This is a genomic window from Enterococcus sp. 2201sp1_2201st1_C11_2201SCRN_220225 (assembly GCF_040925905.1).
Classification (GTDB): Bacteria; Bacillota; Bacilli; order Lactobacillales; family Enterococcaceae; genus Enterococcus_C; species Enterococcus_C asini_A.
On sequence record NZ_JBCOJC010000001.1, the window covers coordinates 93,753 to 107,165 of the forward strand.

Genomic DNA, 13,413 nt, shown 5'->3' on the forward strand with positions numbered 1-13,413 from the left:
TTACTTAAATCTGCCACAAACAGGCTTCTCTCAGTGTGTTTGTGGCTTTTTTTTGTTAGAATGGATAAGAGCAATTCATGCTAGTTCAGCAGTGGTCTACATAAAGTAGGCAGATAGGAGTAAATAATGAAGAAAAAACTATTACTAATTGATGGCAATAGCGTGGCTTTTCGCGCCTTTTTTGCTTTACACAATTCACTAGAACGTTTTAAAAATGCCAATGGTCTCCACACCAATGCCATTTACGCTTTTCATAATATGTTTGACAATGTGATGAAAAAAGAAGAACCAACCCATGTTTTGGTGGCTTTTGATGCGGGCAAGACCACGTTTCGAACTGAAATGTATCAAGAATATAAAGGTGGCCGTTCCAAAACGCCATCTGAGTTTCGTGAACAATTACCTTATATCCGGGAATTGATCCATCATCTAGGGGTAAAAACCTATGAGTTAGCAAATTATGAAGCCGATGATATTATCGGAACACTGGCCACAAAAGCCAATAAAGAGGAATATGAAGTGGTAATCGTTTCGGGGGACCGAGATTTATTGCAACTGGTGTCCGATGACATCACTGTGGACATTACCGTTAAAGGGGTCAGTGAAATTGAAGTTTACAATCCAGAAAAAGTTGCAGAGCGCTACGACGGTTTGACACCGGCTCAAGTGGTGGACTTAAAAGGTTTGGCAGGAGATACTTCTGATAATATTCCCGGTGTGACAAAAGTAGGAGAAAAAACCGCCATTAAGCTATTGAAGGAATATGAAACGGTGGAAGGGGTCTATGAACACGTCGATGAGATGAAAAAGAGCAAGATGAAAGAAAACTTGATTAACGATCGAGACTTGGCCTTTTTATCTAAGGAACTGGCGACGATTAATCGCCAAACACCGGTTGAAGTGGAAATCGACAGCTTGGAATATGTGGGGAAAGATTTAGATAAATTGATTCCATTTTACCAAGAGATGAATTTTAAGACGTTCTTGGATAAATTAAATATCACAGAAGATGTGCCGGATATGGAAGATGTTTTATTTGAAGTAGTGCGCGAATTTAAAGCTGAAATGTTTGCTCCTGAAATGGCTTTATATGTAGAAATGCTAGGAGAGAACTATCATACCGAAGAAATCGTGGGCGTGGCTTGGGGAACTGCTAAAAAAATCTATGTCACGGATGAATTATCCTTATTTGAAAATCAATATTTCTTAGATTGGCTAGCCAATGGTGCCAATAAAAAAGTGTACGATGCCAAGCGGACTTATGTAGCCCTTAATCGCTATGCTAGCCAAAAATTGACCAAGGTTCATTTTGACGTGTTATTGGCCGCTTATTTATTGGATACAAATGACAATGCCAACGATATCGCGGGAGTGGCGCGACATTATGACTATCAAGAAATTCAATCCGATGAAGCGATTTATGGCAAAGGAGCAAAACGGGGGCTACCTGCTGAAGAAGAGACTTTCTATGCTCATCTAGCTCGGAAAATCCAAGCTATTCACTGGTTATCCGGACGCTTAGACCAAGATTTAGCTGATAAAAATCAAAGCGAGCTTTTTTATAAAATGGAATTGCCACTGTCCTTTATTTTAGGAGATATGGAAATTGCGGGGATCACCGTGGATCCTACCCGTCTGCAAAGGATGAAAGGCGAGTTTTCCAAGCGATTACAAGAGATTGAAAAGAAAATTTATGCCGAAGCAGGGGAAGAGTTTAATATTAATTCTCCTAAACAACTTGGGGTGATTCTCTTTGAAAAGATGGGATTACCGGTGATTAAAAAGACGAAAACCGGCTATTCCACTGCGGTGGACGTTTTGGAACAACTACGGGAACAAGCACCAATTGTGGATGATATTTTAAACTATCGTCAAATTGCCAAAATCCAGTCAACTTACGTGGAAGGCTTGTTGCGAGTAATTGCAGGAGATGGCAAAGTCCACACTCGTTACGTGCAAACATTGACCCAAACTGGACGGCTAAGCTCAGTAGACCCTAACTTGCAAAATATTCCAATTCGTCTGGAAGAAGGCCGTAAAATTAGAGAAGCCTTTGTTCCTCGTCATAAGGACTGGCTAATTTATTCTTCCGACTATTCCCAAATTGAATTGCGGGTCTTAGCTCATATTTCCAACGATGAACACTTAAAAGCCGCCTTTATTGAAGGACAAGATATCCATGCTTCTACCGCTATGCGCGTCTTTGGTATTGAAAAAGCCGAAGATGTGACGCCAAATATGCGCCGCCAAGCCAAAGCGGTCAATTTTGGAATCGTCTATGGGATATCTGATTATGGCCTGTCTCAAAATCTAGGCATTACCAGAAAAGCCGCACAACAATACATTGATACGTATTTTGAAAAATATCCTGGGGTAAAAACCTATATGGAAGATATTGTGCGGGATGCTAAAGACCAAGGCTTTGTAGAAACCTTATACCATCGTCGCCGGTATTTACAAGAGATTAATTCCCGGAACTTTAACCTCCGCAGTTTTGCGGAACGGACCGCCATTAATACACCAATTCAAGGAAGTGCCGCGGATATTTTGAAAATCGCCATGATTGATTTAGCAAAGCGAATGAAAGAAGCCAATTTAGAAACGGTGATGTTGTTACAAGTTCATGATGAATTAGTCTTTGAAGTACCAGAAAAAGAATTGGAAACCTTAGATAAACTGGTGAAAGACGTTATGGAAAACGCCGTAGCTTTACATGTTCCCTTAATCACCGATTCTTCTTGGGGACCAACTTGGTACGAAGCAAAATAGTTTTTAGGCTGGGGGCGTACTCCAGCCTGTTTTAAGGAGGCAAAAGGATGCCAGAATTACCTGAAGTGGAAACGGTACGTCAGGGATTAACTCAGTTGGTAGTTGGGAAGACGATTGCCAAAGTGTTGGTCTTATGGCCTAAAATTATTGAAAGCCCAGAAGTTAGTGCGTTTAGCCACAACTTAGTGGGACAAAAAATCAACGAAATTAGCCGTCGAGGAAAGTATTTGGTTTTTCATTTGACGGATTATGATTTAGTCAGTCATTTACGGATGGAAGGCAAGTATGAATTTTTCTCCGAGCCTTCTTCTGAGCTGGTGGCAGAAGAGATTACCGGTCAATTGACAGTACAAGAGCTACAAGATGCCTTTACTAAAGATGAACTCGGAGGATATCCTGTGACGAAACATACTCACGTGCTGTTTTTCTTTACCGATGGCAGTCAATTGCAGTATCACGATGTGCGCAAGTTTGGGCGAATGGCTTTATTACCAAAAGGGACGGCAGGTGATTACAAAGGAATCGCCCGTTTAGGTCCAGAGCCTACGCTAGAAGCCTTTACTTTGAAGGAATTTAAAGTAGGCCTATTAAAATCTCACAAAGCAATTAAGCCTTTATTACTGGATCAGCACTTGGTGACTGGTTTGGGGAATATTTATGTGGATGAGGCGTTGTGGCAGGCGAAAATTCATCCAGAACAACTGGCTAACACGTTAACGGATCAAGAAATTAGCAGATTACGTCTGGCAATCATTGATGTTTTAAAGAGAGCGGTGGCAGCTGGGGGTACTACGATTCGTACGTATCTAAATGCTTTAGGAGAAGCCGGGAAATTTCAGCTTTCATTGAATGTATACAGTCAGACGGGGAAACCTTGTCCAAGATGTGGCACACCAATTGAAAAAATTAAAGTGGCACAACGAGGCACTCATTTTTGTCCTACTTGTCAAAAACTACACCAAGGAAATGGGCGACTGGTTAAAAAGGGGGCGCGATAATGGCTTTTGTTTTAGGCGTTACTGGGGGAATTGCCACCGGAAAAAGCACGGTGGTCAATTTTTTTAAAGCACAAGGTTTTCCAGTAGTGGACGGTGATCAAATTGCCAGAGCGATTGTGGAACCGAAAATGCCTGCTTTAACGGATTTAACTAAGGCGTTTGGTTTGGAGATTCGTAAAGAAGGACAGTTAGACCGCAAGAAATTAGGCGAGATTGTTTTTGGCGATGCAAAAAAACGTCAGCAAATGGATCAAATTTTAGATGGTTATTTGCGCAAGGAGATTACGGATCAAATCAAGGAAGCTAGTAAGACTGCGCCACTGGTCATTGCGGATATTCCTTTACTTTATGAAGCGGATTACGGCCAATATATGGATCAAGTGGCAGTGGTGTACATTCCAGAAGAATTGCAACAAAAGCGCTTAATGGAGCGGGATCATTTGACTCCAGCAGAAGCAAAAAAACGCATGGACAGTCAGCTATCCATCGAAGAAAAACGGCAAAGAGCCGATATTCTTTTTGACAATCAAGGCACCATTGATAAAACAAAAGAGCAAGTACAATCCTGGCTTGATCAACAAGGATTCACAAAAAATCACGAAAAAATAAATGGATAACGTAAACCGGGACTTTCTAAGTTGAGTGGTCCCGGTTTTTCATGCGCCACTGCACACTTTTGATAACGTTTCTGTTATAATTATGCTAGGTTGTGTTACCGAAAATAAATTGTAAATTCAAGGAGATCCCTTTAAAGAAAAGAGGCTAGAACTATGCGTTGTCCGAAATGTCACCACAATTCAAGCCGAGTCATTGATAGTCGTCAAACTGATGATGGTCGCACCATTCGTCGTCGTCGAGAATGTGAAAATTGTGGCTTCCGCTTTACTACTTTTGAACGTTTGGAAGAAACGCCCTTACTGGTGATTAAAAAAGATGGGAAGCGAGAAGAATTTAACCGAGAAAAAATTCTTCGAGGGTTGATTCGTTCTGCAGAAAAACGGCCGGTAGCCATGGAACAGATGGAACAAATCGTGGACCATGTAGAAGCCCGGGTGCGTTCTTTAGGCGAAAATGAAGTCTCCACCACATTAATTGGAGAATATGTGATGGAAGATTTAAAAGACGTGGACGAAATTTCTTATATTCGTTTTGCCAGTGTATATCGTCAGTTTAAAGATATGTCAGTCTTTCTAAAAGAGCTTCAAGAAATCGTGGAGAAAGCCAAGGATCCAGAAGAATCAGGAAGTTGAGGAAACAGGCTTGGAAGTGAACAATGAATTAAAACCTAAAGATATTTATCATCCCTTTAAGGCTCGTCCTTTAACGAGTCAAGGGGAACAGGCATTGTATTATTTATATCAGCCAATTACAGGCTCTGATGCGATTAGTTTGTATTTTACGTTACTAGGGGATGCAGAAGATAGCCAAGAAGATTTTTTGCATATGGATGCCTTAAATGCCTTAGACATGGGATTGCCCCGCTTTTTAAGCGCCCGTCAGCGTCTTGAGGCCATTGGATTAATAAAAGTCTATGTCAAAGAAGAGGAAGAACTGGGTCAAGTTTATGCCTATGAGTTACTGGAACCTTTAGCTCCTACCGCATTTTTTCAAGAGGAAGCCTTGGCGGTGTTGTTGTTAAACAAAGTCTCACAATTTAAATTTCAACAACTCGCGAAACGCTTTGAGCCAAAAACTTTTTCCAAAACCGGTTACCGAGAAATCACACTGCGTTTTAGCCAGATTTTTGGTCAATTTGATCAAAAGAGTGCCCGAGAAGACGTAGCGCAATTTACTACCGGTTATCAAGACCAACGTGATAGCGCTCAATTAAAGGTGGACTTATCCGCTTTAGATTGGCAGTTCATCAAAGATTTTGGAGAGAAAAAATACATCGACCCTGCGTTATACACACCGGACTTACGAGAAAAGTTGACTTTTTATCACGAGTTTTATGGCTATAGAGAAATGGATTTGGTCGACTTAGTGGCCGAGGCAATCTCTTTAGAAACAGGGGAACTGTCTTTCAAAGAGCTGGAAAAACTGGCGCAAGAAAAAAGCCAAGTCCTGCCGATAAAAAACACGGAAGAGGCAATAGATGAGCCGGACCAAATCTTACGTCGAAAAAATATCTTTTTAGCTCAAGGCTATTCCGAAGCGGATTGGGAAGCCGTGCAAGTGGCCGAAGCCTATCCACCCTTAAAATACCTGCAAGAGTTAAAAAAAGCCAAGCGCAGTTTTGTAACTAAAAACGAAGAGTGGCTCTTAAAAGACTTGGTGGAAAAATCTCCACTGCCAAATCCAGTGATCAATCAATTGTTAAACTATGTTTTAGTAGATCAAAACAAAAGTGATTTAAATGCGCGCTTTGTCAATACCATTGCAACCGACTGGTCGGAAAAACAAATTGTCACGGCTATTGACGCCATAGCTTATGTGCGCCAGCGTAAACAAGAGCAAAAGGAACAAAAAGAGCAAAAACAAAGTAAACAAAATACTCGCTACAACAATCGTCCTCAGAAAAAAGAAACCTTGGAAGATTGGACGAAATACGATGTGACTCCGGCAGATCCAGCCCTAGAAGCAGAATTGGATCGCCAATTGAAAGAATTCTATCAGGAAGAAGGTGAAGAAAATGGAAGACGTGGGTAAAAACTTGCAAAAGATTATGAACCACGGTAACTATCAAGAGCGTTATGAAGAGATGATGGCAGCAGTCTTAGCGGATTCCGACGTGCAAGCTTTTCTGGAAAAGAATGCGGATCGCTTGACTGATGAAGACATTGTGCGCAGTTATTCTAAGCTCTATGAATTTGTTAAAGAAAAACGCAAATTCCAAGTACAAGACGCCACCATGCTGGCTCCAGGCTACGAACCTCAGTTGACTTTGAATTATCATTATGTAGACGTAGCCTATGTACCCACGGATGAACTGTTGAAAAAACGAGAACAAGAAGAAATTCGTCAACGGATTCAGACTTACGATATCCCCAAAGATGTGCGAAATGCCATGATGAAAACGGTGCACCGTACTCCGGAGCGAACCCAAATTATTTTGCAAATTTTGCAGTTTGTTAAAGACTATGCTGCAGATCCTCAAAACTTTCATAAAGGTTTGTATTTAGCCGGTGATGTGGGCCGTGGCAAGACTTACTTATTAGGAGCTATGGCCAATGAACTGGCCCAACGTGGGTTTCAAACCATGTTAGTCCACTATCCAACTTTTTCTTACAATGTGAAACGAGGCATTGCCGATAATAGTGTGAATGAAAAAATTGAACCAATTAAAAAAGCGCCGATTTTGGTTTTAGATGATGTAGGTGCAGATGCGATTACTTCTTGGACGCGAGATGAAGTTTTCGGAGTGATTTTGCAGTATCGTATGCAAGAAGAACTGCCGACTTTCTTCACTTCTAATATGACCATGGAAAGTTTGGAGAAATTTTTGACTTTAACCCGTGATGGGGATGAACCATTAAAAGCGAAACGCATTATGGAGCGAATTCGTTATTTAGCGAAAGAGTTGGTTTTACAAGGACCGAACTTACGCAATCCTAGCTAGTTTAAAGAAAGAGGCGAGATAATGATTTTTACTGCTACAATTGATAAAATTGTCAAAGAAGAGCAGGGCTATCGGCTTTTTCTCAGTCAGGTTGAATCAGTTGAAAACTCAGCTTTTAACAATGGTGTGATTTTGAATACCACTTTTGAACAAGGAAATGAAATTGTTAAAGAAGCAAAAGAAGGCGCGCTCCTACAAGTAAAATTAAAAGAGCCGGCGATTATGACCATGTCTTTGCCACCTCAGATTCCCGGAAAAGTCATCGAAGAGCTTACGTTAATCGAGAAATAAGAAAAAAGAGGTCGGGATTCGTCCTTGCCTCTTTCATTGTGTAAAGGAGTAAATCAATGAACGAACAGGTTTTATCAAAGCGCCTATCCTTAGTGGGACAAGAAGTCCCAGTAGGTGCTCGCTTAGCTGATATTGGCTCGGATCATGCTTATTTGCCAGTAGCGTTAATGTTGGCGGGTAAATTGGAATATGCTGTGGCGGGAGAAGTGGTAAAAGGCCCTTTTGAATCAGCCAAAAATCAAGTAGCCAAAAATGGCTTAGACGAGAAAATCGTGGTGCGCTTAGCCGATGGACTGGCCGCAGTAAAAACTAGTGATCAGATTGATACGGTGACTATTGCCGGCATGGGCGGAACCTTGATAGCCAGTATTTTGGAAGCCGGTAAAGTAAACAAGCAGTTAACAGGCACGGAGCGCTTAGTCTTGCAGCCAAATGTGGCAGAACCTCAAGTCCGCCGTTGGTTAATGGAAAATGGGTACCAAATTGAAAAAGAACATATTTTAGAAGAAAACGGGAAATTGTATGAAATTATTGTGGCAGAACCAGTGAAAAATGCTGACGGTGTCCGTTATAGTGAAGAAGAACTATTTTTCGGTCCCTTCTTGATGAAAGCACAAAGTCCTGAATTCATCAAAAAATGGCGCCATGAAGCTGAGCAAATTCGTCGAGTCTTGCTGCAATTGCAACAAGCTTCTTCTCCTCAAGAAGAAAAAGTCAGCACGTTAACTGCGGAACTGGCCCGAATTGAGGCTATTTTAGGAAAATAAAACGAAAGGAGGAACCATAGCGATGGCAATCAATGGCAGAGAATTTATTCGTCGTTTTGAAGAATACTGTCCTTTGTGGATGGCAGAAGAAGGAGATCCAGTGGGATTGCACATTGGTACCTTGGATAAACCGATTCAGAAAATCATGATGACTTTAGATGTACGACCAGAAGTGGTGGAAGAAGCGAAGGCAAAGAATATTGACCTATTAATCGCCAAACATCCACCGATTTTTCGACCAATTAAACGGTTGACTAGTGACGATCCCCAAAACCAGATGTATATGGAGTTAGTGAAAAATGATATTGCAGTCTATGCCGCTCATACGAATATGGACATTATTTGGGATGGGTTAAATGATTGGTTTTGTGAGATGCTTGATGTGGGAGTTTCGGGTTATTTGACCCGCACCCATGTGGAGAAATTGAAAAAATTAGTCGTCTATGTTCCAAAAGATAATGCAGAAAAATTACGTCAGGCATTAGGCGATGCAGGAGCTGGTCAGCAAGGAAACTATCACCATACTTCCTTTACTTCCCATGGAGAAGGACGCTTTACACCCACTGCTGAAGCACAGCCAGCTATTGGGAAGAGTGATCAAGCAGAAGTGGTAGAAGAAGCCCGAGTGGAAGTTTTGTACCGAGAATTTCAAGAACAAGAAGTTTTAGCAGCTATGTTTGCAAATCATCCTTATGAAGAGCCAGCCTATGACTTGTTGTCATTGGATAATCATCCGGTGACATATGGTCTAGGCCGAGTGGGAAGTCTTTCTGAACCGCAGTTTTTAGATGATTTTGTAGAAAAGGTAAAAAAGGTCTTTGAATTGGAGGGATTGCGATTGGTGCAACCAGTAGGTGCTGAGAATCCATTAATTCAAAAAATTGCCATTTGTGGGGGAAGTGGAGCTGGTTTTTATCCAGATGCGCTAGTAAAAGGTGCTGATGTCTACCTTACTGGCGATGTAAGCTACCACACTGCCCACGATATGCAAGCGCATGGCTTGACGGTTATCGATCCAGGGCATAACATTGAACGTGTATGCATTCCTCGCTTTGTCGAAAAGATGAAAGCGTGGAAGAAAGAATTGAATTGGGATGTGGAGATTATCCCTTCCACAACGAATACCAATCCCTTTCAATATAAATAGGAGGAATCATCATGTATGAAAATTTATTACCCCGCTTTTTAAAGTATGTCAAAACAGAAACTCGCTCAGATGCAACTAGCTCTAGCACACCATCCACACCAACTCAAGTGGCTTTTGCCCACGAGTTGGAACAAGAAATGAAAGAATTAGGCCTTGTGGATGTCATTTATAATGAAGAGAATGGCTTTGTTATGGGGACGTTGCCTAGTAATACTGACAAAGACGTGCGCACCATTGGCTTTATTTCCCATATGGATACGGCGGATTTCAATGCAGAAAATGTAAACCCACAAATCATTGAAAACTACGATGGCGCTTCGACTATTCAGTTGGACAAAGCAGGCAAGTATACATTAAATACAACAGACTTTCCGAATTTGAAAAACTATGTAGGTCAAACATTGATTACCACAGATGGTACGACATTACTGGGAGCGGATGATAAATCTGGGATTGCAGAAATCATGACAGCGATGGAAATCATGATTAAAAACCCAGAAATTAAACATGGTGAAATCAAAATTGCCTTTGGTCCTGATGAAGAAATTGGCACTGGGGCTGATAAATTTGATGTAGCTCAATTTGGTGCTGACTTTGCTTATACTATGGATGGTGGACCAGTAGGGGAATTACAATTTGAAACTTTCAATGCAGCCCAAGCAGAAATTACCATTGAAGGGAAAAATGTTCACCCAGGGACCGCTAAAAATACGATGATCAACGCGATTCAGTTAGCGATTGATTTTCAAAATGCTTTACCACAAGATGAAGTTCCGGAAAAAACGGATGGTCGAGAAGGGTTCTATCACTTATTAGCCATTGAAGGAACACCAGATGAAGCAAAAATGACCTATATCATCCGAGATCACGATCGTCAAATTTTCGAAGAACGAAAAGCTAAAATCCAAGCTGTAGCAGATCAATTGAATGAATCATTTGAACAACCACGAGTAAAAGTAGACATGAGCGATCAATACTACAATATGAAAGAAGTTATTGAAAAAGACATGAGCATTGTGGAATTGGCGAAAAATGCCATGGTTTCGTTAGGGATCTCTCCAGCGATTGAACCTGTTCGGGGCGGTACAGATGGCTCAAAATTATCTTATATGGGCTTGCCTACACCAAATATTTTTGCCGGTGGGGAAAACATGCACGGTCGCTTTGAATTTGTTTCTTTACAAGCGATGGAACAAGCCACTGATGTAATTGTGAAAATTGCAGAATTAAATGTAGTAGATTAATCTTTAGTTTGCTACGTCGCTGTCCTGATAGAGGACGGCGACGTTTTTTAGTGTGCCGCACGCTTGATGGTGAAAGTCCAATACTGCTTGACACCTATACAGTAAATCCAGCGATTATATAGGATGAAAATTATTGCTTTTACCGGTGGAGGTTTTACGAGAATGCTGTGTAAGGTGAGTGATAACGAGCCAACACGAGTCGTATTACGAACAAGGTTTCAAGTCTAGTGTTTATGATGATAGCGAGTTGTTAATTTTGCGATTGTACACTTTCATGAGCGAATTTGTGATAAAATCATATACAGAAGATAAAAACACGTCCCGGTAGGTAGTCCGGGAGCGACAGTAGTCGTCAGTAACCTGCCTCCTTGGTTGTCCCTTCTTCTGATTCAAAACAAAGGAGGGATTGCCGTGGAGAAAATAAGTGCAACATTGACGGTGTTGTTCGAAAACCCATTTTGGGCTGGTATTTTTGAGAGAAGGTATGATGACAAGATTGAGGTGGCCAAAGTAACCTTTGGGAAAGAACCAAAAGATTATGAGGTTTACGACTTTATTTTGACCCAATACCATCACTTGAAATTCAGCTTAGCAATTGAAGATGAAGTGGTTAGTGATAGAAAAATCAATCCCAAACGTTTACAGAAATTGGCTAAGAAGCAAGCCTCTGAGGTTGGTATTGGTACGAAAGCTCAACAAGCGCTGAAACTTCAACAGGAAGAGCGAAAATTGAAACGCAAAAAAAGCAGTCGTGAACAACGAGAAGCTGAAAAGCAGAAACGATTTGAACTCCGACAAAAGAAACGTCGTGAGAAACATAGAGGGCATTGATTTGCTCTCTGTGTTTTTTTGTCCCCTAAATCTATGAAAGGAAACTACGAATGGAAATAGTTAACCGACTATTCAAATCTAGAGACAAATCAATGAATCAAACCATCAATAGGTGTCGGGTCTACAATTCTTATTAGAGATTCTTTTCCTTGCAAAACAGGCGCGACTTATTTTTGACTTTTTTCGGGACTTTTATTGAAACTTTTTCTTAATACTTTACGGACTGCAGGCCTTAAGGTATCCTTAAAAGATGAATGGAGGAAACGCCATGTTTGATTTTTTAAAGAATCATTTAATCCAGGTGTACCTTGTTTTGGCCAATGTCAGTTTGTTTGCACTAATGGGATTGGACAAGCTAAAAGCAAAGATGAATAGTTGGCGCATATCAGAAAAAACGTTGCTAATTTTAGGTCTAGCCGGTGGGGGAATCGGTGGCTTGTTGGGTCAGAGAATTTTTCATCATAAAACTCAAAAATATTATTTTACTCTATGTTTTTTGATTGGAATTGGGATAGCTTTGTTTCTATTGTTTTATTTACGTTAGGAAAGTCAAGGCGATTGCTTTGATGGTGGGAGTATTGGGATGAAAAAAAATTCAAAGCATAAGCTAATCTTGAATATTGGCCTAATTTTGGTGATTTTCGGGATTTTAATTTATTTATTGAAAAACAATTTGAAAGATATTATTTGGCAATTAATTGAAACGCCTCCTTTGATTTTATTAGGCGTCATTCTTTTAGGGACACTGTATATTGTGGTGGAAGGTGAAAATATTCGCTTAATGGCCACATCTTTTGTAAAGGAAATCACGGTTTTTGACGGTGCTATGGCCATGTGCTATTCTGCTTTTTACCGCTTGATTACCTTTGGGGCAGGTACAATGATTTCTGAGGTGAATTTTTACCATAAAAAAGGCTTGCGAATCTCTCAAGGTGTGGGCGTTACGGCATTACACTTGGTGATGTACAAGGTGGCTCTTTTGACATGGGCTTTTATCAGTCTTTTGTTTCAGCTTTTCTTTTCTTCAACTGTCCCTCATTTAATTGGCTTGATTTTATACGGAATTGTGGCGACTCTAGGCGTTATTGTAGTGCTCCTAGCTTTAACCTTAAGCTTGCGAGTGCAAGTCTGGTTTGTGAAACTATCTCACCGTTTTTTGCGTTCCCGCAAATTAAGAGATGGAGTGGACCGGATTAATTTGCAAGTCTATTCCTTACGAGAAGCAATGGATAGTATTTTAAAGGAACGGCCGCTGATTTTTCGCATTTACTTGGTGAATCTTTTTAAATTAGTCTTTTGGTTCACCATTCCTTATTTGGTTTTGGTGCAAAATCATCCAGAGCTCAATTTTTTCCAGTGTTTTGGTTTGATCTGTTTTTCTGTGATTTTGGCAGGCTCTATTCCTACTCCAGCGGGAATTGGTTCCTTTGAATTTGTTTTTTTGTTATTATTCCGTCCTTTGGTGGGAACCGTAGATGCGGTAAGTGCGATGTTGCTTTATCGTTTTGCCAGTTATATGTGGCCTTTTATCATTGGCTTGGTGTATTTTTTATTTGATAAACAGCAGACGATTCAGACCGAAATCAAAGAAATTAAATCGGAAAATAATGAATCGAGTGAGAAAGGTTGATTGTGCCTTATTTCATTTTCCTAAGTGAATAATTTCCCTGATATTGTGGGCAAAAAACGGAAACTTCTTGTGAAAGACCAAGGAATTTCCGTTTTTTTTTGTTGCATTTTGCACAGAGAATGAATCGTTTCGTTCTGCTATTTTTTTGCAAAAAACAGATGCAAATGTTTGACCAAT

13 protein-coding genes are annotated in these 13,413 nt (G+C 40.5%); all 13 read left to right on the forward strand.

The annotated features are described in order from the left end of the window. Positions 1 to 123: 123 nt before the first annotated feature. The 13 genes from polA to AB5754_RS00510 all read left to right on the forward strand — a co-directional run bounded on the left by polA (position 124) and on the right by AB5754_RS00510 (position 13,236). Positions 124 to 2,769, forward strand: a complete 2,646-nt coding sequence (gene polA / locus AB5754_RS00450; protein ID WP_368259430.1) for a DNA polymerase I — start codon at positions 124 to 126, stop codon at positions 2,767 to 2,769. A gap of 47 nt (positions 2,770 to 2,816) precedes the next feature. Further along, positions 2,817 to 3,767, forward strand: coding sequence for a DNA-formamidopyrimidine glycosylase (gene mutM, locus AB5754_RS00455; protein WP_368252119.1), 951 nt, complete (start codon positions 2,817 to 2,819; stop codon positions 3,765 to 3,767). Continuing rightward, positions 3,767 to 4,384, forward strand: coding sequence for a dephospho-CoA kinase (coaE, locus tag AB5754_RS00460; RefSeq protein ID WP_368252120.1), 618 nt, complete (start codon positions 3,767 to 3,769; stop codon positions 4,382 to 4,384). The genes mutM and coaE overlap by 1 nt, the downstream gene beginning before the upstream one ends. 153 nt (positions 4,385 to 4,537) lie before the next feature. Further along, positions 4,538 to 5,017, forward strand: coding sequence for a transcriptional regulator NrdR (gene nrdR, locus AB5754_RS00465; protein ID WP_311833607.1), 480 nt, complete (start codon positions 4,538 to 4,540; stop codon positions 5,015 to 5,017). A 16-nt stretch (positions 5,018 to 5,033) separates the two neighbouring features. Next, positions 5,034 to 6,416 carry a DnaD domain protein gene (locus tag AB5754_RS00470; protein ID WP_368252136.1) on the forward strand — a complete coding sequence of 461 codons (1,383 nt, stop codon included), beginning with the start codon at positions 5,034 to 5,036 and terminating at the stop codon, positions 6,414 to 6,416. Beyond that, on the forward strand, positions 6,400 to 7,326 hold the full coding sequence (gene dnaI, locus AB5754_RS00475; protein ID WP_368252121.1) for a primosomal protein DnaI: 927 nt from the start codon (positions 6,400 to 6,402) through the stop codon (positions 7,324 to 7,326). The genes AB5754_RS00470 and dnaI overlap by 17 nt, the downstream gene beginning before the upstream one ends. A 21-nt stretch (positions 7,327 to 7,347) precedes the next feature. After that, complete coding sequence (locus tag AB5754_RS00480; RefSeq protein ID WP_368252122.1) at positions 7,348 to 7,617, forward strand: hypothetical protein; 270 nt, start codon at positions 7,348 to 7,350, stop codon at positions 7,615 to 7,617. A gap of 56 nt (positions 7,618 to 7,673) precedes the next feature. Then, entirely contained in the window at positions 7,674 to 8,384 is a 711-nt protein-coding gene (locus AB5754_RS00485) for a tRNA (adenine(22)-N(1))-methyltransferase TrmK (protein WP_368252123.1), read from the forward strand. 22 nt (positions 8,385 to 8,406) lie between these two features. Next, on the forward strand, positions 8,407 to 9,531 hold the full coding sequence (locus AB5754_RS00490; RefSeq protein WP_368252124.1) for a Nif3-like dinuclear metal center hexameric protein: 1,125 nt from the start codon (positions 8,407 to 8,409) through the stop codon (positions 9,529 to 9,531). A gap of 11 nt (positions 9,532 to 9,542) precedes the next feature. After that, complete coding sequence (gene pepT / locus AB5754_RS00495) at positions 9,543 to 10,775, forward strand: peptidase T (RefSeq protein ID WP_368252125.1); 1,233 nt, start codon at positions 9,543 to 9,545, stop codon at positions 10,773 to 10,775. A gap of 411 nt (positions 10,776 to 11,186) precedes the next feature. After that, positions 11,187 to 11,606 (forward strand): YjdF family protein, encoded by a 420-nt coding sequence (locus AB5754_RS00500; RefSeq protein ID WP_368252126.1) that lies wholly within the window; start codon positions 11,187 to 11,189, stop codon positions 11,604 to 11,606. 268 nt (positions 11,607 to 11,874) lie between these two features. Further along, on the forward strand, positions 11,875 to 12,150 hold the full coding sequence (locus tag AB5754_RS00505) for a DUF1294 domain-containing protein (protein WP_368252128.1): 276 nt from the start codon (positions 11,875 to 11,877) through the stop codon (positions 12,148 to 12,150). A 39-nt stretch (positions 12,151 to 12,189) separates the two neighbouring features. Beyond that, a complete protein-coding gene (locus AB5754_RS00510) occupies positions 12,190 to 13,236 on the forward strand; it encodes a YbhN family protein (protein WP_368252129.1) in 1,047 nt (348 codons plus the stop codon). Positions 13,237 to 13,413 lie beyond the last annotated feature (177 nt).